The sequence below is a fragment of the Dyadobacter sp. HNCC25DJ184 genome, from assembly GCF_056895215.1.
The window spans coordinates 195,633-220,285 of sequence record NZ_JBXHAQ010000013.1 but is presented as its reverse complement, the minus strand read 5'-3'; the positions used below and the strand labels follow the sequence as shown (position 1 = coordinate 220,285).

The following is a 24,653-nucleotide window of genomic DNA, read 5'->3' as shown; positions in this document are numbered from 1 at the left end:
GCCGCGGATAATAAGAATTTGAAGACCAATGGTTGTATCACCAATTATACGTGCAATTGGTACAGCTATGATTGTGGGGTATTCGTTACTGTCACTTTTGGGGCAGGCCTTTGTCCGTACCCCTCTTACAATCCAAACTGCACCAATGGAATTATAGGATCTTGGCAAATTAGTGACAGCAGTGGAGAAACCGTTTGCAACGATAGTCCGGACACTTATTTTCCGATTCCGTCTTCCACATTTTATAGCAATTATGTCTTGAACGGCCCTGAAAAGCCAATTAATAATCTGGCGGCCAGATTAGACTGCTTTTTGGAGCCAAGGGTTCCAGGTCGAAGGTATCAAAATATAGTCCGACTTTATGTTGACCAGCCGGTTAATGGATCCAATCAGTTGTTTAAACTTGGCGGAGGTGGCAGACGGTTGGGTCATTCATATATCGAATTAGAAGTTTATGACTACACTTTGAATAAATATACTAGACTAGTGTTTGGTTTTTATGTACAAAGTGAATTTAGAGCAGTTCAAGGAATAAACACGTCAAGTGTTTGGGGTGACGATGGTAATACGCCATATGATATGTCCATCGAAACGACAGTTAGTTCCGCTACCTTTGACACCTTGGTCCAAACCTTAAAGCAGACAGGTCGACCTCAATACAACCTCCTCAATAACAATTGTGTTTCCATGATTTATAGTATATTTGGAGAGATCTTTGCTCCATATTACGGCGGGCTACCTAATGCTGATCAGCAAATTGGGCCTTTGGGCACAGGAAAGACCCCGGCTCAGTTTGGGCAAAGCTTAAAATCAACTTGGGGAGTTACAGAAAATAGAAAATTTAACCTAAGCAATGGGGCAAAGTCTCATTCTAGCACAAACTGCAATTAATGACCAGGAAACGAAGGAAAATTATAGGTATTATTTCGCTGGCTTTAATATTTATATCGAATACGACTCCAGTTTCTTTCTTATTGGGGTTTCTCTTCCAAGATAAGACTTTTTATGGATATGATTATCATTACACAAGCGGTATGTGTGGATTTTCAAACAAAGGTATTTTTTTTGAAAATCATGCAGAATTAATAACTGAATTTGAAAAATACAAAAAATCAAATCCTTCTGATACTGTATTATATAGAACGTTCAAAATCAATCCATTGAAATTTTGGGACTGGAGGAATTACGTTTTCGATCCCAAATATTCCTTACCTTACAAAGAACCTTGTTTGGTTGACTAAAATAAAGAAAAAAAACATCTTGATTAACTTGATAATCGAGATGTTTTTTTTATCGTTCTAACTTTATTTTGGGAGGCGGATATATGCAATATTAAATCGTAACAAAAAATAAGCTTCAGAATAAAGTTCGAAAACTAAAAATATTTATGGCAAGATATTCGTGTTCAGTCCATTCAATATTAACGATAAATCCATTTAGTATGAAGCGAATTGGTATGTAATTAATCTACTTCGAGAATTTTGATTTTGTGTGCAATAATATCACTAAGGCATCTCGTCATAAACTTCTATATCTTCTTTATTTTCTCACTTTTTTAATATGTTATAAATTTATTTGTGAGATTTTCATGGCCCACTTATGCACGCCAGTCGTTCGGAAATCTCAATAACAAAAAAGAACCGTCCCCAATTAGAACTATTCCTTAATAATTCGAGAAAACTTACCCCCTAAACTGCCCCCAAACTAAACGCCAGTTTCCTAATCCTCTTCCAAGTCAAATCAAAAATCGCATTTATAAGCGCCGGGGCGAACCATCGTAATTTGAATTGACTTCCAGAAGGTTAGTATTTTAAATAACACAAAGGTAACTCATTCCCCACGCAGACTTTTAACAGGGTTCAAAAGCGCTGTCCGAATTGCCTGATAGCTGACCGTCGCAAGGGTGATGGCGAGTGTGCCGAAACAGGCAACCGCAAAAATCCACCATGAAATGTGGGTGTGATATGTATATTTTGCAAGCCAGCCTGCCATGATATACCAGGCAATGGGTGAAGCTAAAAGACAGGAAAGGATAACAAGTATCACAAAATCTCCGGAAAGCAACTGCCATAAATTGGCAACGGAAGCGCCCAGCACTTTGCGAATACCTATTTCTTTTTTCCGCTGCTCGGCCGTGAACGATGCCATTCCAAACAGACCAAGGCAGCTGATAAATATGGCCAACCCTGTAAACACAGAAGCCAACTTGCTGATCCTTTCTTCTGCCGCAAACTTTAATGCATATTCCTGATCCACAAACTGGTAGTTGAAAGGTGAATCAGGATCATACTTCTTGAAAACGGTTTCAATATTTTTTAGTGCCGCGCTCACATTTGTATTCGGGTTAAGCCTGGCCGTAATAAACCTCCCTCCTTTGGGAGCAATAAAAAATATCGACTTTTTGACTGGGTCATACGGCGACTCCATGACCATGTCCCGGATCACGCCTATGATCTGAAAACGCCTGCCGTCCCAGGTCACTGTTTTCCCGACTGCGTCATTTATATCCCGATTTCCTAATCCCATAAACTTCACGGCCGCTTCATTCACGACAAATCCGGCTGAATCACTGGATAATACCTTTGTAAAATCACGACCAGCCATAAACTCCCAACCGACTGTTTTTCCATAACCATGAGAAATACCGATGGTCGCGAATTCGGACTGCAGGCCGGGATCTTTCCCTTTCCAGTTGAAACCTACATTGGCCGAGAAAACTTCAGTGGGCGGAGCTGCTGATTCTGCCAGTGACATTATGCTCCTGGTATTTAACAACTCATCTGATACCGCATCGAAATGCGAATGGATATCCCGGGTAGTCGAAAGCATCGTCACAAGACCTTGTCTATTGTACCCAATCGGGCGATTTTTTGCATGAAGGATCTGCCTGTAAACGACAACAGTCCCAATAATAAGGGTGATTGACACTGTAAATTGCAGCACCACCAAAATTTTCCGGGGCAAGGTTGCGCTTAGTCCCAATGGCGTCCATTTCCCTTTAAGAGCTTTGATGGGCTGAAATGACGACAGGTATAAAGCCGGGTAACTCCCCGCGAGGAGCCCCGTAAAGAGGGTAAACAGGATACCGCTAGCCATAAAAATAGGCTCGGTCCAGGGAATATGCATCTGCTTATCTGCAATTTCATTAAAAACCGGCATCACCAACCTTGCCAAAACCAGTGAAAGGGAAAAGGCAAGGAATACGATCAAAATAGATTCCGAAAAAAATTGGCTGATCAGTTGAATTCTTACCGAGCCCATTGCTTTTCGGATTCCTACCTCACCTGCTCGTTTTTCAGAACGGGCGGTACTCAGGTTCATGAAGTTAATACATGCCAGAAACAATACGAAAGCACCAATAATACCGAAAAGCCATACAAATTGAATTCGCCCTCCTACATTGCTTCCGTTAACCCATTCAGAATATAAATGCCAGCGGTTCATCGGCTGAAGCAGGATTTGCGGCTTAAACTTTAATTCGTTTACGCCAGCTTTCCCCAACTTGATATTTTTTATTTTATCCGAAACCGTATTCAAATCGCTGTTTTCTGCGAGCTCCACCAACATTTGAAAAGAACTACTCTCCCACTCATTATTATCCATCGCACTTTTCACCCATTCAGTATTAGAAGCGAAAAGATCGAATGGCGCTATGAATCCCAATTCATGAAATTCAGAGTTGTAAGGAATATCCTCATAGACTCCGACCACTTTAACATCCAGATCCTTATTGATTTTCATCATCTTATCTGTCGGGTCGGCGTTCTTGAAGATCGACCTGGCCACGGACTCGGAGAGCAGGATCGTGGCAGGATTGTTTAGCCCCGAAGCACTTCCGCTAATCATTTTTAAGGAAAGCATTTCCGCGGCACCGAGTGACATGAAGTTGCCAGGCTTTGTAAAACTAGATCCACCATATGTCAGCAAATGCCGTTGGAGCCATGATGTAATGACCACCCGCGGAAAATCCGAGGCGAAGTTGGTTTGCAATTCCTTGTACAAAGGAGCCGGAACGTTATATCCCGTATTAACTTCACCGTCCAAAGTCTGCTGCTGCATTACCCTCGCAATGCGCCGGTAATTTTTATGGTAATGATTAAATGAGAGTTCATCATAAATCTACAAACCAATCAGAATAGCGACTGCCATGCCAACGGCAAGCCCACCAATATTGATCAGGGAGTATATCTTGTTACCAACAAGATTTCGCCAGGCTATTTTAAAGTAATTTCGAAACATGCTGATTATGTGTACAGTTTATAAGAAAAGGCCGTAATAAAAGATTGTTACTTGGCTGCTTTCGGATTTCTGAAACCTATGTACGCAGCGCTCACTGACTTTTTATTTGATATACATTAAAAGCAAGTTTTTATCATTTACGAGCGAAGGGCGACAGACTAAGCTCATCGATCCTGCCTTACCACTCCGAGGCCCAAAAACCAATTCTGAAAGTTCAAAATAACTCACTGAAAAATAATACGTTAACAGCCCGTTATGCAAATACAAGTATGACATCCTGTACTAAGAAGTTAGTCATAGAAATATCACATTTTGGCAACTTAAAGCACAATAATTTAAAGTTATTATTATTTAATGTTGTCGAACACGCACACATTTATTTAACAATAGTTCATTTTATTCTATATTCGTTTTTTTCAAAAACTTATGCCGGGATATAAACAATTTTGTGATGAGGAATTAGTAATCTTCCTGATTGAGGGAGATGAAAAAGCTTTTACAGAATTGTATCGCAGGCATTGGCAGAACATGTTCAACTCTGCCCATAAGAGACTTCAAAATACCGCGCAGTCGCAGGATATTGTTCAGAACATCTTTGCTGACTTATGGGAAAGAAAGGGTGACGTATATATTGAAAACATTCAGGCATATCTGCATACGGCTGTCAGATTTCAGGTTTTCAAACAGTCCAGCAGGCAACCGGATAATTCCAGTCTTTTTAACACTTTTGAAACAACAATCGCGGCGTCATGTCAGGCTGACGATGCGTTACTGGAAAACGAAGCCCTTCATTTACTAAAACTGTGGATTGCCGCGTTACCCGAAAAACGGAGAGAAATTTTCCTACTCCATTATTTTGAAAACCACCCCACAAACGAGATAGCCGCACTACTTGATATCTCACAGAAAACCGTACAGAATCAGCTGAATACCGCCGCCAGTGCAATCAGATCACGTCTGGAAAGAATTCTGTTTCTTGACATGATCGCCTTCTCAATATTCTTTGATTAACGACAAGCTCAGCAGTTAATTTGGCCGATTAGAAAAAAAAATCACATTTTTCGCGGTCACGCTTGGGAGTTCTCGACATTTCTGGTACATGGTATATAGAGCGCCTTACCGTTCGAAATCTGCGCTCGCAAGAAAGGTTTCCATGATACCATTTTATGACACAATTTAACGGCAGGCTGGATTTTTTAAAAATGGTGCAGAACTATCTGGACGGGAAAGCCACCCCGGAAGAAAAGCTATTCCTCGAGACCCACTATGATAATCTGGAAAATGAGCCTGAAATCTTAAATCAATTCAGCGACCAATCGAAAGAAGATCTTGAAGATCAAATGGAATCTTTTCTTCTTGACCATATAGAAAAGTCTAAAAAACAGGCAATACCAATCTGGAGAAAAGCATGGTTCCGGTCCGCCGCCGCGTCTCTTTTCATTCTTGGATGTGTAGGTGCCGCACTATTTGTTTTCGATCAAAAGAAAACTGAAGTAGTAATCAAACGTCCTGAAACGCCATCCGATTTTGCCCCTGGAGAAGACAAGGCCATACTAACCTTGGCCGACGGCTCGTCCATTACTTTGGATGGAAAATCCAATGGTCATATTGCAGATCAGGGCTTCATCGAAATCAATAAAAATGAGGAAGGGCAACTAGTCTACGGTTACTCTTCTAAAAATAATACGGACATAGATCAGGTTCCACAGATGAATACGGTTTCCACGCCAGCGGGTGGGCAATACAGGATCATCTTACCAGATGGCAGCAAGGTTTGGTTGAATGCCAGATCTTCGTTGCAATTCCCCACATTCTTTGCCGGAAGTGAGCGGCGAGTGATCATTTCCGGTGAATGTTATTTTGAAATTGCCAAAAACAAAAGTAAGCCATTCATTGTCGACGTAGCAGGGAAACAGGAGGTTTTTGTAACCGGAACGCACTTTAATATTAATTCCTACCAAGATGAACCTGAAATCAAAACTACGCTTCTTGAGGGAAGTGTGAACGTGCGAAGTTTATCAAAGCCAGAAACCCTGACTTTGAAACCCGGAGAACAATCTTCTATGGCATATGCAGGCACCTTCCATGTAAAAAATGTCCATCTGAATGAGGTAGTGGCCTGGAAAAACGGGCTCTTTCAATTTCAAAATACGAGTCTAGAAATGGTCATGCGACAGGTTGCCCGCTGGTATAATGTGGAAGTTACCTATGAAAAAGGCATACCTCAAAAGACGTTTTCCGGCAAAATTCATCGTGACGTGAACGCTTCTCAAATACTGGAGATCCTCAAATTTGTCGGGGTCAACTTCCGAATTGAAGCGAGCGAAAAGACAGGGGCTTCCGGAAAGATTGTCGTTATGCCCTGATATCAAATAATTACTCTAAACCTATATAAACCGCTCTCACCCAATGAAAAAACATCTGCGAGGCCCTTGAAATTGGAAATCGTTGACAAAAGAAACCGCAGACGTGTTCGAACCACATCCACGGCAAAATCTGAGTCAACACGCCCGTAAACGGGAAGTAATCCGACAATCACAATCAATGTTTTAACCCAAATCATGTAAAAGTATGAATTTTCATTCTAACGGGAAAGCTGTGCCTAACGCGCAGCGGTTTTTCGGGGAGCCTTTTCTTTATGATATCCGAAAAAAGACCTGGGTATCCCCCCAAGTTAAAAGACGGCTGATTATGCAAATGAAACTTGTCACTTTTTTTCTAACGGTAATCCTTGCGCGAGTAGAAGCAACAGGCTTCGGCCAGCAGGTGACGATAAGCGAGCGCAATGCCCCGCTGGAACGAGTACTTCAAAAAATTGAAAAACAGTCGGGATATGTATTCTTCTACGACAGTCATGATATTCAAAAAATGAATGTCAGCCTTACCCTGAAAAATGCCTCGATTGATCAAACTTTGAAAGAATGTTTTCTCGGGCTTCCATTGGCTTATAAAATTGTGGAAGGGACTGTTGTGATACGAAGAAATGAGTTAATCACACCTAGGCCGCGGGAAGAAGCAAATACTGTAGCTCCTGCTAGGATTCCATCAGCCGAAATTCATCTGGCAGGAACTGTCAAAGACGATAAGGGCGACGGTCTGCCGGGCGTGAGCATTCTCGTAAAAGGCACCAGCCTTGGTACCCTTACTGACGTTGAGGGAAAATGGCAGCTATCTGTTGCAGACCCAAACAGCATACTGGTTTTTAGTTTTGTGGGATTTAATCCTCAGGAGGTTCCGGTCGGAAATAAAACGGTACTCGACATTACGATGACGCCGGATATTAAAGGTCTTGAAGAACTGGTCGTAGTGGGATATGGAACGCAAAAAAAAGTAAACCTGACCGGCGCAATCAGCAGCGTTAACGCTACCGAGCTTAACACACAGGCGGCCTCTAACCTGTCCAATACGCTTGCTGGCCGCGCACCTGGCGTGAATGTAACCAATACTTCAGGTCTTGCCGGGGCGTCTTCATCGATCAGGATACGCGGGAGTTTTGGTGACCCTTTGTATGTGATCGATGGAATAGTGAGAGACAAAGAGGCTTTTGATATGCTTGAAGCCGCGGAAGTGGATCAGCTTACCTTTCTGAAAGACGCCGCTACGGCCTCCATATATGGTTCAAGAGCTGGAAACGGGGTTGTAATGGTAACCACCAAAGGCGGTGTTAAACAAAAACCGACCTTCAATTTTCAGTCAAACTATACGACGGGCAGACCCACCCAAACCCTTCTTTCTGACCTAACTACCGCAGAAGACGAGCTGATTTACCAAAACCGTGTTGCTCAATTTAATAAAACACCGATTCCCAACGGCCAACGGGAGTTTGATTATTTCAAGGACAAAAAATATAACGTAAACGATTTCATATGGCAAAACCCTTACAGTCACAGACATTCGCTGAGCGTATCCGGCGGAGATAAAAAGATTACCTATTACTCACTTCTCAGTTATCGTGGTGAAGAAGGCTCTTATAAAAGCCTAGAACATAACAAGTTCAATATGCGAACCAACGTAACTGCAGAAATTTCTGACGCCATAAAAGTCAACCTGAATGTATCTGCCACTCAACAAAATCACGACCGTTTTTACTGGCCTTTTACAGGCGAGGATGATTTCGACGTGTCGGATTTGTACCGCGTAACATTCAACTGGCCAAAGACATATCCATTTTATACTGAACAAGACGGTACGCCGGTTAACCACGTCACAAAATACCCGGTTCAAACTCCGATGGGAAGCTGGCAGGCATGGAGTGTAATCGATCAGGTGATCGGCGACCGGTATATCAAGACCCGCCGACGAAATATGAATTCCATATTGTCGGTTGACATCAAGCTGGATAAGCTCATTCCGGGTCTGTCCACTAAAATTGTTGGAAACTATCTGGCGGAAGATTTTATGAGAAAGAAATACCTTACTTTCCAAAAGAATTATGTTTTCAATCAGGCCGATCCCAATGGCAACAGGTTTGTCCCCGGCGCACCCGATGAAAACAAAACCAATATCTTTACTTTTAGTCAAAATCAGCCATTCCTGAACTACAACATCAGCACTGGCTGGAGCTATCAGTTTGATTGGTTTGCCAACTATTCAAGGACTTTCAATAAGCATGGAGTAGAAGGACTTCTCGTTTTCGAACAGGCGCAAAATGGAGGATATTCCGCAACGGCCCAGCTCGAAGATCCGCTCACATCATATGACCAGTCGTTTGTATATTCAACTGATACCGAACGCCGTAATGGAAGCGCCGAAGAGCTGATCGGGGCCAGACGTTCATGGATCGGCCGTTTTAACTACAATTATGACAGCCGGTACATCGCTGAGTTCTCGTTTAGATATGATGGAAACACTTTATTTCCAGAAGATAAAAGATGGGGATTCTTCCCTTCTGTTTCGGCTGCGTGGAGAATTTCGGAAGAATCTTTCCTGAAAGATAAAACCTCCATTTTCGATGATCTCAAACTCCGAGCGTCTTACGGAACAACCGGTAATGACCTCAACGTGCTGAACCAAAAAATTACCGCCTTTAGCTACAATGCTGTTTATTCAAACTCAGGCAGTTATATCTTCGGAGATAAACTTTATCAAAGCATTGCTCCGGGAGCAACACCCAATCCGAATCTGACGTGGGCTACTTCGACAACTTATAATATCGGGCTCGATTTCGGTTTTTTGAAAAACAGGTTATATGGAACACTTGATATGTTCCTCAAAAAGGAAAAGAATATACTCGGATCAAGAATAGTGACGCTTCCTGATAATTACGGACAAAGTCTGGCACCGGAAAATTACGCGGCAAGATCGTGGCGCGGAGGTGAGTTTTTCATCGAATGGCGCGACAAGGCGGTGGATAGTAAGGTAAACTACTCTGTGTCAGCCAATATCGGATACGCGATCGACCGTTGGGACGTGCTGGATCAGGGCGCTGCCTATCAGGAAGGTGGTAACCGCTATTTTCAAAACCAGATTGGTCACCCAAATGACCGTATCATAGGTTTGAAAACCCTTGGGATGGTGCGTACGCAAGACCAGCTTGATAATATTCTGGCTACAGGCCTGAAGCAATATGGAAGAACACCTTATCTGGGCGGGCTTTATTTTGAAGATGTTAGAGGGGACGGATTCTCCAGCGGGCCGGATGGCAAAGTCGATGATAACGATGTTCAGGTTTTGTCTAACAACGCTGCGCCGCGAATCAACTACGGCATAGGAATCAATATCTCATATAAGGGTATTTCAATTAACTCTCAGTTTCAGGGTGTTGGCGCTTACGACAGAATCATAAGCAACCAGGAAGGTGCAGGTATGCGCCAGCATGGAGGAACTGTGCGCCCCTACTATCCAATATGGGCATCAGATGTTTGGACTCCAGAAAATACCAGCGCCGCATATCCAAGGCCTATCGGTCAAAACTGGTATGAATCGGGCACAGGTTCAAGTTCTTTCTGGATCAGAAATGGTGCTTATATGCGCCTTAAGGTTCTTAATGTAGCGTACAATTTACCGAAATCATGGGTTTCCAAAGTTAAATTGGCCAGTGCGCAGATCTTCCTGAACGGAACCAATTTGTTTTCAATATCTCAGGTAAAAGAATTCCACGATCCAGAGCAGAAAAACTATGATTCGTTCCCGGTTATGAAAACATTCACGGTCGGTTTAGACTTTAAATTTTGAGGAAAAACGATATGAAAAAGATATTATATTTAGTAATCTGCCTGACAGGATTTTTGTATTCCTGCAATGATGTTCTTGATATAGAAGACATTAATAATTACAATCCGGAACTGGTTTGGAACGATGAAAACCTGGCCAACGCATATATGGCCAATTTATACCCCATGTTTGAGAACTGGAACACAGGAGCAGATGCCTTCAGCCAACAATTGGCCGGAATTCCATTTTATTCTGACCGCATCACGATTACCAACTCCGAATTCAAGCTATGGAGTTATAATAGGATCAGGCTGATCAACCAGGCTATCGTGGACGTGAACAAAGGGACGCTTCCGGAAGCAGTAAAAGCCGGTATCACCGCGCAGGCATTGTTTATGAGGGCATTCACGTACTTTCATATGGTTCGATATCACGGTGGAGTTCCGTATATCACTGTTCCTCAGGACCGTTATGAAGACGATTTGTATGTGGCGAGAAACTCGACAAAGGAATGTTTTGATCTGATTATCAAAGACCTGGATGAGGCGATTGCCAAGTTACCAACCCGTATTGTTGCAAGTTCAAAGAATTTCGGGAAAATCGATGGTAATTTTGCGCTGGCTTTCAAGGCAAAGGTTTTGCTAAACAAAGCTTCTCCTCAGTTCAATCCTGTGACGCCTTGGGATAATCAGTATTGGAGCGATGCCTATACGGTCAACAAACAAGCATATGAAAGCCTGAAAGCTCAGGGATATGCGCTGGCCACAAATTTCGAAGACATCACGCTGGTGGAGCGTGGCCCGGAGTCAATTTTTACGGTTATCAATTCTTACCCGAACAAGGTTGCTTCGTGGGACAATGGTGTTCGCCCTGGTTCTGAAAGCCGTGGTCCTGCGTCGGCCGTTCCAACTTGGGAGTATATCAAAGAGTTTCCGATGAAGGACGGAAAAATGTTCAATGATCCAGGTAGCAAATATTTCAAGTCAGAAGCCGACCTTTTGCAAAGTTTCTGGAAAGATCGTGACCCGCGTTTCGACAAATCAATTGTTTGGAATGGTAAAGTTTATGAGGTTTCCGGGAAAACCGGAAAACGGCAATATACCGCGCTTGGCATCGCTCATGAACTCGACGATTTCGGCGTTAATCCAAAAGCGGGGGTCAATTCCACGAATCTCGATAGATACACTGGTTTTTTCATATTGAAAAATAGCCTGCTAAAATTAGCTCAGGCCGAAGTACAGCAATATGACGTTGATTTCGTGTATATGCGTTTTGCGGAAGTAATGATCAATTATGCCGAAACGGCTAACGAAACAGGTAAAATGAAAGAGGCGCTGGATATATTGAAGCAAATCCGTAAGCGTGCAGGTATTGAACCGGGGCTGGATGACAGTTATGGAATAACGGCCAAAACGCGCGCAGAATTAAGGGAAGCGATATTGTCGGAGCGTAATATTGAATTTGGTTTTGAAGGTCACCGGTTCTGGGATCTTCGCAGATTGCGTATGTTAGACAGACTCAACGGTATAACAAAACACGGTGTTGAAGCGATAGCTATTCTGCCAAACGGTCAGGATATGCCAATTGGCGATGCCCGGGCGAAAGCCGATAAATATGAGCTAGTTGAATCTGATTTCAAATATAGCGTTCTGCAAGTTCCGCGTTCCGGTGTACAGGTTACGGTAGTTCCTGACAAGTATTACTTTTTCCCAATTCAGCAAGATTATCTTGACAGAAACAAGAGTCTGGAGCAAAACAAAGAATGGGGAGGAACATTTAACCCTGCGCTGGAATAACTCTGGTAACTGATAAAACTGTGAACCATCAAAAGTCATCTTTTTCAGCTATTCGTGAAAAAGATGACTTTTGATTTCTGGCCTATTCCTGCGCTGATTTTGAAGCAGTTGTCTCTCTGATAAAAACAAGAGCGTCAAAATCGCGTCCCGGAATTATGGGTAGCGGTCTTGGATCGCGCCAATTAGAATAATGGTTCGTAATGAGGTTTGTAGTATTTGCCAATGGGTTTGAAACAATATGAAAATCGATAAAAAAAGACGCGAACTTCGCCTTACTGAATAATGCGGAAAATGTATTTTCGGTCCCTTCAAAATCGTGACTTTCAAACTGACCGTCATTAAGGACATTCACACTTCCTTTGAAAGTATCAAAGCCAATCGCGTAGTATTGTCCCCCATATGCTTCTTTGATATGGAAACCCATTGCCTTGTATTGCGCCATGGTCGTGTCCTTTGCAAGATGAAGATTGTGAGACCACAGGATGCTCTTCCGATTGTCTGTCCTGTGTTTTTTAATGAAATTTTGCGCCATCAGCTCATCACGACTTAACGGATCACCCCAGTACTCTTCGTCGTCAAAGCCAATGATTTTCACTTTTTCATCTGCAGGTTTCGACATATTGAACGACTTCAGCCACTCTCCGAGTTTATATATCTCGTCCGAGTTATACAGTCCCATCGAGACCAGCATATTTTTTAAATTCCCCTCTCCAGTTTGAATGTAATTGTTGATGGGTTCAATATAGTTTGCCAGGGATTCAAAAGCGATTACCCTGATGTTTTCAACGCCCACCAGATACTGCACGATGCGCCTTTTCTGAAAATAGAACTCTTGTGTGCCATGCGAAGCCTCACCCAGTCCGATGACCGTCTTGCCTGCTAATTTTTTCGATAAAAAGTTAAGGTCCTTTAAAGCAGAATCCGTTGTCAGTTCATTGGCATTCTTATTAATCCATTCCAGGTTCACATCCTGGGCGTATATTTCGAATGGCAGTATTAAAAAATAAGATAGTTTGATTGCGTTCCAGACGTTTTTAATTGAGATCATTGAGTTGCTCGTTTTATTATCGCTTAATGCCAAATCGATGGGGATTAAACCTCTAAAGATTGCGACATTAAAAGAAAATGAGTTTATATAATTAACTTTAATATAAAGATAATTATCATAACCATTTAATCAATAGACATTCGAAAATAATAAGTCCTCACATAACCCCTCAACCACTGCATACCTTCCCTGATCTTCCGATTAATAATATCAAGCTTAAATGCAGGTGAGGTGGAACGCCTGAAATTGTTGGAAGAAGAGCGATATCCCGCCATTTTTCTGAAAACAGTGCAATGGGGACAGGGCAAAATAAGGATGTATGAAAAGATATACCGACGCCATTCGCTCGCTTTCGTCGTTATCTGCGTTCCAGTTTCAGAATTTTGCCTGACCCGTGTTCGCAGATGTAAAGTTCACCGGATTCGTCTGTACCAAAAGCCGAGATTTGTCCAACTCCTTCGGCTATTATAGTGTTCCTGACGAACTTGCCATTTTTTGTTTCCAATGCGAAAACACGTCCGCTAACATAGTCACCGAAAACGTATTTACCCGTGAGCGACGGGACATTTTTGCCCCTGTATACAACGCCACCAGTAATGGAATGTTCTCCCTTTGACTGAGGCATATCCAGTATTGGGTCAATCATATCGCCGCCGTCACAATCTTTTTTTGGATTGTAGCAGTCTACACTCTCTTTTTTACGCCAGCCGTAGTTTCCACCTTTAACAATCACATCAATTTCTTCTCGCGAGTTTTGTCCGACATCCCCCGCCCAAAGAGTATTTGTTGTTTTGTCAAAGCTGATTCTCCATGGGTTACGGAGTCCGTATGCATAGATTTCTTCTTTAAAGCCATCTTTATTGCCTACAAAAGGATTGTCTTTCGGAATTCCATAACTTCCTTTCTCAGTACCATTCACGTCTACTCTCAATATCTTTCCCAAAAAAGAACGCTTATTTTGGCCATTGTTATCAGGATCACCCCAGCTCCCGCCATCTCCCGTTGAAATATATAAATAACCATCTCCACCGAACTTTACGGCACCGCCATTGTGATTATCAAACGGTTGATCAAAAGTAAATAAAATGGTCTCACTGGCCGGATCAGCCTTGTTTTTGTCCGAAGCACTTACTTTATAGCGGACAATAGCCGTCTTTAATTTTCCAGAAAATTTTCGCGTATAATTCAAAAAGAAGTATCCATTGTGTTGATAATCAGGATGAAATGCCAATCCCAGCAGTCCAGCCTCACCACCATAGCTCACTTTCTTTCGAATGTCCAAAAACTGGTGGGATATGGCCGCATTATTTTTGTCAAAAACCCGGATTACACCTTTCTGCTCTAACACAAATAACCTTTCTGACCCGTCTCCGGCGTGCGCTAAATCGACAGGCACCTCAAATTGCAAACGAGGAAATGCCGCTATGACCTTAACCGTTTCGTTGGCCATCAGCCCGTGGTTATCTGGCACTGAGGACTTGCATGCGATAAGCAGCAATACGCCAACCATGAATTTTCGGGATATCCGGTTCATATGAGGACAGGTTTAGTTAGTATGTCAATATGCAAAAGAGATACTGGTACTTTATTCTAACACCTGATAACACGTTTTATTTTATAAAAGGGATTGTCCGGAAAACATATTCCGGCGATTTGATCCTCAGAAGGCCAGAAAATTAAAAGGCTTCATTCAAACCAAAAAAGAAGCCGCTAGCTCCATATTTGCCCCTTGCCTTGTCAAAACAGATCCAAATATCTGCCGCAGAGTCTGACTCAATCGAGTGCCGGACGGAAGTCTAACACCACCTCATTTAAAATTCCTCCCTCCCGGGAAGATCTCAGTTTGAACCGTCTTCCGAACCGGTGCTTTTCTGCTGACTCTTTGAGAATCATATTCATCCTTTTCATCTGCTCGGGAAAGTGTAAGTAATGGCGGTTCTTCTTCTGATTCGTGCATTTTGCGTAATAGTCCGGATACATTGAAACAACGCCTGACGATCACGTGGATCACTTCCCCTTCTTTTTGAAGCTTGCCTTCCACCATCAATAGTTTGGAATTCAATACTTCCTTTCGGTATTGCTCAAACAGCTTTTGAAAAACCACCAGATTGGCGACGCCCGATTCATCCTCAATTGTAATAAAACAAACACCTTTTGCCGTTCCGGGCCGTTGACGTACCAATACAAGCCCTGCTACTTTCACGATTTGTCCGTCATTATATAACCTCAGGTCCCCCGATGGAACCGCTCCTAACAGTGCCAGTTTTTCCCTCACAAAACCCACCGGGTGCGCTTTTAATGATAAAGACATTGATGTATAATCCTGAACAACATGTTCTGAAGCGCTCATTTTAGGCAACTCCACATCCTTCTCAAAAGCACTTTCTGATTCCTGTCCACTGAATAAACCTACCGGTCTGTCGTTCAACGCAGATACTTCCCACAATGCCTGCCGCCTGTCCAAACCAATAGATCTGAATGCGTCTGCATCAGCCAGTTTTTCCAACGCAGCCTGCGAAACGCCTACTTCCCGCAAGATATGGATGCTTGTATATGGCTTTTCCCGCGCCGATATCAGCGCCTCAATATCCTCTTCCCGCATGCCTTTGATCTGCCTGAAGCCCAGCCTGATAGGGCAATATTTACCATTTTTATTTTCTAAAAGGTTATCCCAATCAGAGTAATTGATATCAACCGGAAGTGCTTCAACATCATGGTTTCGGACATCTATCACGATTTGTGCAGGTTGGTAAAAACCCATCGGCAAACTATTCAACAAAGCCGTTGCAAAAACATCAGGATAATAACACTTGATCCACGACGATACATAAACCAGCAAAGCAAAACTGGCCGCATGACTTTCCGGAAATCCATAACTTCCAAAACCTTCCAATTGCTTGAATACCCTTAGGGCAAATTCCTCTTTATATCCCCGCGCGACCATGCCATCGACCAGTTTCTTTTGATACTGTGTCACCAATCCTTTGGCTTTAAAAGTAGCCATACTCCGTCTCAAACCATCTGCTTCGGCGGGCGTAAAACCAGCCGCGACAATCGCAATTTTCATCGCCTGTTCCTGAAAAAGCGGAACTCCGAGCGTACGGCCCAATATATCTTCCAATTCCTTCGATGGGAATTCCACTGGCTCTTCCCCGTTTCTCCTGCGCAAATATGGATGCACCATATCACCCTGAATAGGCCCCGGTCGCACAATCGCCACTTCTATGACCAGATCATAAAATGTTTTGGGTTTCAAACGGGGAAGCATGGATTGCTGTGCACGGCTTTCGATTTGAAAAACGCCAATTGTATCGGCACGGCTTATCATTTCATATACATTCTCATCATCCTGTGGAATATTTGCCAGCGTCAGATCCAGACCATAATGTTTTTTTGCCAGATCAAAAGCCTTTCGGATACAGGTCAGCATACCCAACGCCAGGATATCGATTTTCAAAAAACCCAGCGCATCTATATCATCCTTGTTCCATTCAATACAGGTCCGGTCTGCCATGCGGGCGTTCATGATCGGGCATAAGTCCGACAGCTTTCCACGGGTGATCACAAAGCCTCCGGTATGTTGCCCAAGTTGACGCGGGAAACCCATATATTGTTCGGTAAGGCTCAAAACCTTGCGCAGATGCGGGTCGTTGGGGTTAAAACCATGTTCAGAAATACGCTTCCCGTCAAACCATTCGTCCGTAAACTCCCAGATAGAACTCGAAAGCCGGTTGATCGCATCAACCGACAAACCCATGGCTTTGGCCACATCACGGATAGCTCCTTTCTGATGCAGCTGCGTAACGGTGGCAACGATCGCAGCCCGGTCCCGGCCATATTTATTATAGATATACTGGATCACTTCCTCCCGCCGTTCGTGCTCAAAATCGACATCAATATCGGGCGGTTCGTTACGCGCGGAAGATATAAACCGCTCAAACAAAAGCTCAAATTTGGTCGGATCCACGGAGGTAATTCCCATACAAAAACAGACCGTACTATTGGCCGCCGAACCCCGTCCCTGACAAAGAATATGCTGTGAACGGGCAAACCTGACAATATCATATACCGTAAGGAAGTATGGCGCGTAGTTCATTTCCTCTATAAACTTCAACTCATAAAGTATTGCGGATGAGACCTTTTCGGGAATTTCCTCGCCATAACGTTCACGGGCTCCTTCCCATGCCAGAAAGGTCAGCTCTTCTTGCGGTGAACGTCCATTCGGTGTGATTTCTTCCGGATATTCGTATTTCAAAGTATCCAGAGAAAACTGACACGCCTCGGCAATCTCCTGTGTCCGTCGGATGGCGTCTGGATATTGCAGGAATATTCTCTTCATTTCTTCAGCGGGCTTCAGATACCTTTCCGCATTCTGATGCAGCCGAAAACCGGCGTTATATATGGTGCACTTTTCCCGAACACAGGTAACAATATCCTGCAATTCCCGTCGGGCTGGATGATGATAATGGACATCGTTCGTAGCCACCAGCGGGATATCAAGCCGGGTAGCCAATTGAGACAACCGATACAGCTTTTTGGTATCATCGCCCTGATATGACCGCGACGCACCTATATACAAATCGCTCCAGAAAGCTTCCTTATACTCCTGTAAATCAGCACAAAACGTAGGTTCAAAATCAAACGAGGTATTCAATGTAGGGGGCGGAATAGCTATAAATTTGATACCTTTTGCATATCGGTATACATCCGCCTTGTATAAATGACATTCCCCCTTTTCTGCCCGAAGATTCCCTTCCGAAAGCAGGCCGGAAAGACGGGTATATGCCTCTTTACAAGTTGGATATGCCAAAAGACTGACGCCATCCAGCAGATCCAAGCGACAAGCCGGAATGATCTTGATATCCTTTCCCCGAGCAGCCGCATGCGCACGAACGATGCCCGCCAGTGTGTTATGATCGGTAATCGCTATTTTGGTATATCCCAATTCCGCAGCGCGCTCCACCAATTCATCCGGATGCGACCCGCCCCGCAGAAAACTAAAATTGGTCGTGACTTGTAATTCAGTGTAACTCATCTGTTTAATTGACTTTCAAAAAGTGTGTCACGCAAAACGGGTAAGATAAAATTGACCCGTTTGTTAAAATTCGACAATGATGTCATCCCTTCGGGATTCATGTGCTGTTTCCATATTCTTTCTACAATCATTTCACCCGTTCGGGATTTTGAAAACAATTAAAACCTGCCTTCTGTCAATTACCCTTTTCGTAAAAGCTTGAAAGGCTGACATCATTATAGATGTCACAATTCATATATATTCGAAAAACCCCGAAGGGGTGATAGCGCCTAACAAATCACCATTAGCACTATACTGAAACCTCTGACTCCTAAGCGAAAAACCCATGTAAAAACCACTCAGACTTGTTCTCATTATAATGCCCGAGCCTGAAAATCCAGTACCGCGCACCGTGCTCATCTTCCACACAATAATAATCGCGGTGCAGACCTTGCTCCGGCCACCACTCCTGTTCGATCCGCTCCGGACCTTCAGCTTTTTTGATATTATGAACCTTGCCTTTATATCTAAACAGCATCGGCGGATAATCCGGAATCGGGGCACTGACGGTGATTAATTCCGGATTAGGCAAAAGATGGATAGGCCTCATGCGGTCTGTTCGCCAGGCGGTTTCCGGTTTTTCCTGAAGCGAAGACGCCGTCTTGACCGACCTTTCGGGCCAGTAATGTTCCGCTGGCAAATACCGGTGAATGGCATTCATTCCCGCGCGACCAGCCAGTCGATCCAGCAGCTCTAATATTCCTGTGTTTTCATGGCTGCCCGTGATATCCCACAGCGACTCCTGAACGGCGGGCATATCCTCTACTTTTGGAGCTTCCAGCACAAAAAGCTCTATCCCAAGAGCCGGTTCGATCAGCGGAATTTTGAGTTCAAAAAGCTTGAATAAATGCGCTACATGACAGGAAGCGCCATTGGTACCGATCTCGATTTGAACCGTTTTACCATCCACACGATATCCCCGAAAAACCGCCGAACGCAGTCCCTTTCCTTCCGAAGCCAGTCGCTGACAAAGGGTTTCCAATAATCTTGTCAATGCAATTTTGATACCGGTGGCGGTAACAATCGGTTCGAGACAAGGCAATCTTTCCTGATATGGCTCCTGTAGCTGAACCGGCGTAATTACTTCATTCGATGGCCCCAGTGCCTGATCCAGCCTGTCGAGCAGCAACTGGCCAAACCGCCTTCTCAGTACCGAGCGTGGCATATGGATAAAATTCCGAATCTGATAGAAACCAAGTTTAGACATCCGCGCCAAAGTATCCGGCTCCAGACGCAACGCCGCCGGCGACAAATTAAGCAAAGCATCCGCCTGTCGCCCCAACTCAATAATAGGCCTGATTTGACCATATCGGGCAATAGCCCAAGCCGCCCCGATCGTATCGGCAATGGCACCCCGCACATCATATCCAGAATTTCGTAGCTTGGTGATGATCTCCTTCAGATACGGACGCTCCCCGCCCCACAAATGCGCACAACCTGTTATATCCAATAGCAACCCATCAGCACCATCCACAGCCGCAATGGGCGTGTAGCGTATACACCACTCCGCCAGCGCAATTAACAACTTTCCCGCCCGTTCCGGTTTATCATCAATCACCTCCAAAGAAGGCAAAATAGCCCGCGCATCCGCCACAACCATACCTACCCCCACCCCATTCGCCTCCGCCAGCACGTTCGCAGCCCGAACCACCATCCGCCCCCGCTCAGGAGAAGCCAAAACAAAAGGCATATCCCTCAACACAGGCCGACGAACAATCATCTGATCAGTAGTTAAATGCCGAAACCATATGGCCAGGAAGCGTTTTGACATGGATTGTTATTATTAGCAACAATATTGTGGTGTTAATAATAACAAAATTTGACTTAAACCTCAAGCTTGTGACTGGACTTACCGTTTAATAAGTAGTTGGCGGACGTGGGTGGTAGATTTGGGGGGAGATTGGTTTATTAGGGGTGTGACTTACCTGCATTGAACTAAGGTTCTGAGAATTCTATAGATATATAGAATTCTGATAGCACATTCGTGACGAAGTACAAATAAAAACCAATTAACAAAATTCGCTCATTAGATAGATTAAAAGCAACTAACCCAACCAAATAACTACAATGGGACTATTCGATTTTTTAAAGAAAAAAGAATTTGAACAAATAGAACAACTCAAGTCGCAACTTCACAGATATTCATCAATAATTGATATTGAAGAAGAAGTAAAAAATAAAAAGAAGGAGTTAGACCAAACAATATTAAATAAACAAGAGGAAATAAAGGGTATCAATGCGGAATTTGCCTCACTAAGTTCAAATTATTACACAGCGCTTACAACTTATAAAAATCTTCGAAAAGAAATTTCCGTATTTGAGAACAAACTGGATCTTATTGAATTCGGAATTTATGAACCAGTTTACGACTTTGAGAAATCCGATGAATACCGTGATGAACAAAACAAAATAATTAGAAATCAGAAAGAACAGATTGCAAATGATAAAGCTGCGATCTGTAATGCCAACTGGACAGTTGAAGGAAGCGAGGCGAAAGGGAGGGCTGTTGTCAAGGTTTACAAAAAACTCATGCTTAGAGCATTCAACGGAGAAAGTGACGCGTTGATATCCAAAGTGAAGTGGAATAATATCAACCAAATGAAAGAGCGCATGCAAAAATTATTTGACGCTATCAACAAACTAGGAAAGGGTTTTCAAGTCTATATCAGTGACCAATATTTTGATCTAAAATTGAAGGAACTCATTCTTGAGTATGAATACCAGTCAAAAAGACAACAGGAGAAAGAAGAGATGAGAGCGATTCAAGAAGAATTAAGAGAAGAGGAAAAGGTTCGAAGAGAGCTAGAACAAGCTCAAAAGGAAGCAGAAAAAGAAGAAGTTCTGTATCAAAAAGCACTAGACAAAGCAAGAAAAGAAATTCAAGTAGCTAGTGGAGATAGACAAGAGAGCTTAAAAGGCCAGATTGAGAAGCTTGAGCAAGAACTTCGAGAAGCCCAAGAAAAGAAGGAAAGGGCATTATCCATGGCTCAACAAACCAAGCGTGGACATGTTTATATAATTTCAAATATTGGATCATTTGGAGAGAATGTATATAAAATTGGAATGACAAGGCGACTGGAACCAACAGATCGTGTTAAGGAACTAGGAGATGCTTCTGTTCCTTTTCAATTTGACATCCACGCAATGATATATTCAGATGAAGCGAGAACTTTAGAAAATGAATTACATAAAGCATTTTCTAATAAGAAAGTTAACATGCTGAATTATAGAAAAGAGTTCTTTAACGTAAGCCTTGAAGAAATTGAATCAAAAATTGATGAATTAGGTTTCGAAGCTGAATTTACAGTTTTACCGGAAGCTATGCAGTATAGAGAGACCTTGGCTATTCTTGAAAAGCTTAACTCCAAAACAACCCTCAAGAGTATGGACGAATTAATAGAGGATGAATTCCCTAGTAATTTAATGAATCTATGGGATCAGAACATTGAATCAGCTTAGTTAAAATCACAACTAATTTTGAAATTAATATACAGTAAAAACTTGTTTAAGTATCTAAATTATGCTATCAGAAAACTCAAATTTATTTTATGAAAAAAAATTGAACTTCAAAAGCCGGATGACATACACACAATTTTTAAGAATATATCAAATATTCCGAAGTTTAAGTTTAGAGGTCAAATTAATGAAGAATGGGAGCTTATTCCAAAATGTGGAAGAAAAACGTTCCAATTAATGAATGATCAAAAAATATTCAGGCACTGGGAAAGAAGAGCTAGGCCCAGAAATAACAACCCACTACCCAACCGCCAACAAATCAAACGCCACCTCAGCAGCTTCAACACATTCTTCCACATGTTGAAACCGGCCTTCTGACCATTCCAGTTGCCATGAGCCGGGTTCTCCGTTTCTGACTTTGGATAGTTCTACCTGCCAACGGGGAAAACCAACGCCCGGCATTCCGTCTTCCAATTCGCTAGGAATAGCGGTTATTTTCCAACGAGAAACGCAGGCGAGGGTATTGATGCTTCGGGGATTATTTCGATGGAGGAACCCTGTGACGCGGCTTTGCTCCACAGCGAGCTGAAGGCGCCGGGATTCGGAGAAAGTGATTTCATTCAATTCACCCACAACAGCCGCCAATGCCTCGCATTTCAATGCTTCTTCCACCGCCCAAAGCACGTCTTTTTCTTTTTTGAGATCTATGAAAATGATCTTATCCGGCTGAATACCAAAAGCTTTGAGTGCAGGTGGAAAAACAGTTCGCCTGGTGCCAATCCAGAGACAAGCGCCGCCTTTGTGCATCAAACCTTTTAAAAGTCCGGTTATAAAACCGGAAGTAGCGGCGGTGCCCGAAGGTTCATTGCTTAAAAATTCGTGAACAGCACCGGTCGGAAAAGTATGATTTGGAAAAGCTTTTTCAATAACCCCCAACCCAAAATCAATACGCTGGCCTCCGTACGGAGTCCGAAAACCCTGCAAAGAAAGAATTTCCTTCTGCAGCTTTTCGCGCATATCGATTTTTAAAGCCTCCAGCATTGTCGTTCAAAATAATATAGTATATTTGTTGTTAATAGCAACAATATATTGTTTCCAATTATAACATATCGGTATGACAACTCCAACACTTTTCTTTCATAGCAATATCCGGTTTTTAAGAGAGCGGCGGCGGTATAGTCAGGAAGAACTGTCGGAATCGCTGGACTTTTCGCGGAACAAGTTACAGGCATTGGAATCTGGTAAAACCAGAAATCCTTCGGCGATTGATCTGGTCAAGTTTTCAGAGTATTTCAAGGTGAGCATGGATAGTCTGTTTAAAGTGGATTTAACAAGATTGTCGGAATTGAAAATCAGGGAACTGGAGGCCGGGAACGATGTATATATGACTGGAACCAATATTCGGGTACTGGCCATTACGGTCAATAACGACAATCAGGAGAATATCGAATATGTGCCCGTAAAAGCCAAAGCAGGATATCCGAAAGGCTTTTCCGATCCGGAATATCTGGCTACGCTTCCTAAATTCTCGATGCCGAACCTGCCCACTGGAACCCACCGGATGTTTCCGATCACGGGTGATTCGATGTTGCCTATTCCGGATGGCAGTGATGTGATCGCCAGCTATGTGGAAGATTGGAAAAAGCTTAAACCTGAGACACCGTGCATAGTTATATTGAAAGGAGAACAGGAATTTGTTTTCAAAATGGTAAGTATGGCAGGCCATGAAGTCCAATTAAAATCGCTTAATCCAGCCTATGACCCCTATACAGTGGCGGTATCGGATGTATTGGAAATATGGCAGTTTCAGAGCTACCAAACTAAAGAATTTCCTGAACCACAGACGGATCTGCGAACGCTCGCAAAGGCGGTCAGAGATTTGCAGGAAGATTTAAAAGAAATAAAAAAGAAGGCGTAAAAAACGGATTGTGAGATGGAACAGCTGAAGTTGTTTGATGACCGTGAATATTTGGCTCTCCCCGAGCACCTGATGGAGTATATGCCCGAGTTTTTTGACAGAAACGAAAGCGAGCGGTATCTCGCCACTTTCCTGAAAACCGTGCAATGGGGGCAGAGCAAAGTAATGATGTATGAAAAGGAAGTACTGACACCCAGATTATCAGCGTGGTTTGGAGATAGACCCATCCGTAATGGCGACAAAAGACCGCCCATTCCATGGACGAATGAGTTGCTGGAAATCAAATCAAAAGTGGAAGCATATGCCGGAATCACCTTCAACGACGTCCTGCTTAATTATTATCGCGACGGCAACGACTCAGTAGCCTGGCACAGCGACAAAGACACCATACCGGGCCGAAAAACAGAAATTGCCTCAGTAAGTTTCGGCCAACCCCGAAATTTCGATTTTAGGAACAAAGAAAATCACCCCCAACAATATTCACTGGAACTCCAAAGCGGCTCACTCTTATTAATGAAGGGAGATTTGCAAAAATGTTGGGAACACCGAATCGCCAAGTCAACGACTCCGATGAAAGCGAGGATAAATCTGACTTTCCGGAAGGTGGTGTAAATGGAAAATAGATCAGGCAAAATCTGCTTTGATTTTAAAAACTAATTGATCCTTGTTCTGTCAATTGTGGGAATTCGATCTTCGAATGCCTTAATCCCTTTGCTCTTCTAGCACCTACCTTTTTTTGAAAATTTGAATATTCCGGAGTTTTAGAAACAACTACCATTTTGTATTCAAAGCACGGGTTTCAGATCACATAATTTGCTACCACAGCCTCAGAAATGCTATTAATTGCTGATATAAATCTGTGTAAAAACACAGTTCAAAGTGCATAAGATTAGCTAAAAATATGATGCTCGTCACTATATCAGGGTACAGTTATGCCGAAATTTGTTATACATCCCGACCGAATTAAGC

Annotated in this window: 14 protein-coding genes; 8 read left to right on the top strand and 6 right to left on the bottom strand. The window is 43.0% G+C overall.

What is annotated here, in order from left to right:
- Positions 1-891: hypothetical protein (locus AC1XUD_RS19560; RefSeq protein WP_483362732.1), on the top strand; the 891-nt coding region annotated here is incomplete at its 5' end.
- 939 nt (positions 892-1,830) lie between these two features.
- On the opposite strand, the gene AC1XUD_RS19555 is transcribed toward AC1XUD_RS19560, so the two are convergent.
- Positions 1,831-4,119, bottom strand: a complete 2,289-nt coding sequence (locus AC1XUD_RS19555) for an ABC transporter permease (RefSeq protein ID WP_483362735.1) — start codon at positions 4,117-4,119, stop codon at positions 1,831-1,833.
- A gap of 546 nt (positions 4,120-4,665) precedes the next feature.
- Between AC1XUD_RS19555 and AC1XUD_RS19550 the strand changes: the two genes are divergently transcribed.
- The 4 genes from AC1XUD_RS19550 to AC1XUD_RS19535 all read left to right on the top strand — a co-directional run bounded on the left by AC1XUD_RS19550 (position 4,666) and on the right by AC1XUD_RS19535 (position 12,188).
- On the top strand, positions 4,666-5,250 hold the full coding sequence (locus AC1XUD_RS19550; protein ID WP_483362731.1) for an RNA polymerase sigma factor: 585 nt from the start codon (positions 4,666-4,668) through the stop codon (positions 5,248-5,250).
- Between the two features lie 155 nt (positions 5,251-5,405).
- Positions 5,406-6,605: a FecR family protein gene (locus AC1XUD_RS19545; RefSeq protein ID WP_483362730.1), complete on the top strand. Its 1,200-nt coding sequence runs from the start codon at positions 5,406-5,408 to the stop codon at positions 6,603-6,605.
- Between the two features lie 205 nt (positions 6,606-6,810).
- Entirely contained in the window at positions 6,811-10,413 is a 3,603-nt protein-coding gene (locus AC1XUD_RS19540) for a TonB-dependent receptor (protein ID WP_483362729.1), read from the top strand.
- A gap of 11 nt (positions 10,414-10,424) precedes the next feature.
- Positions 10,425-12,188 (top strand): RagB/SusD family nutrient uptake outer membrane protein, encoded by a 1,764-nt coding sequence (locus tag AC1XUD_RS19535; RefSeq protein WP_483362728.1) that lies wholly within the window; start codon positions 10,425-10,427, stop codon positions 12,186-12,188.
- 82 nt (positions 12,189-12,270) lie between these two features.
- Here AC1XUD_RS19535 and AC1XUD_RS19530 read toward each other — a convergent pair whose 3' ends face one another.
- The 4 genes from AC1XUD_RS19530 to AC1XUD_RS19515 form a co-directional block, all read right to left on the bottom strand.
- Complete coding sequence (locus AC1XUD_RS19530) at positions 12,271-13,236, bottom strand: erythromycin esterase family protein (RefSeq protein WP_483362727.1); 966 nt, start codon at positions 13,234-13,236, stop codon at positions 12,271-12,273.
- A 358-nt stretch (positions 13,237-13,594) separates the two neighbouring features.
- Entirely contained in the window at positions 13,595-14,770 is a 1,176-nt protein-coding gene (locus AC1XUD_RS19525; protein ID WP_483362726.1) for a PQQ-dependent sugar dehydrogenase, read from the bottom strand.
- 273 nt (positions 14,771-15,043) lie between these two features.
- A complete protein-coding gene (locus tag AC1XUD_RS19520; RefSeq protein ID WP_483362725.1) occupies positions 15,044-18,271 on the bottom strand; it encodes an error-prone DNA polymerase in 3,228 nt (1,075 codons plus the stop codon).
- Positions 18,272-18,581: 310 nt separating this feature from the next.
- Entirely contained in the window at positions 18,582-20,081 is a 1,500-nt protein-coding gene (locus tag AC1XUD_RS19515; protein ID WP_483362724.1) for a Y-family DNA polymerase, read from the bottom strand.
- 296 nt (positions 20,082-20,377) lie between these two features.
- On the opposite strand from AC1XUD_RS19515, the gene AC1XUD_RS19510 reads away from it, so the two are divergent.
- Positions 20,378-21,769, top strand: a complete 1,392-nt coding sequence (locus AC1XUD_RS19510; protein WP_483362723.1) for an SNIPE associated domain-containing protein — start codon at positions 20,378-20,380, stop codon at positions 21,767-21,769.
- Between the two features lie 297 nt (positions 21,770-22,066).
- Here the strand turns inward: AC1XUD_RS19510 and AC1XUD_RS19505 are convergent, their stop codons facing one another.
- Positions 22,067-22,783, bottom strand: a complete 717-nt coding sequence (locus AC1XUD_RS19505; RefSeq protein WP_483362722.1) for an ImuA family protein — start codon at positions 22,781-22,783, stop codon at positions 22,067-22,069.
- Between the two features lie 97 nt (positions 22,784-22,880).
- Between AC1XUD_RS19505 and AC1XUD_RS19500 the strand changes: the two genes are divergently transcribed.
- Both AC1XUD_RS19500 and AC1XUD_RS19495 read left to right on the top strand, forming a co-directional pair.
- Entirely contained in the window at positions 22,881-23,684 is an 804-nt protein-coding gene (locus AC1XUD_RS19500) for an XRE family transcriptional regulator (protein WP_483362721.1), read from the top strand.
- Positions 23,685-23,699: 15 nt separating this feature from the next.
- A complete protein-coding gene (locus tag AC1XUD_RS19495; RefSeq protein WP_483362720.1) occupies positions 23,700-24,296 on the top strand; it encodes an alpha-ketoglutarate-dependent dioxygenase AlkB family protein in 597 nt (198 codons plus the stop codon).
- Positions 24,297-24,653 lie beyond the last annotated feature (357 nt).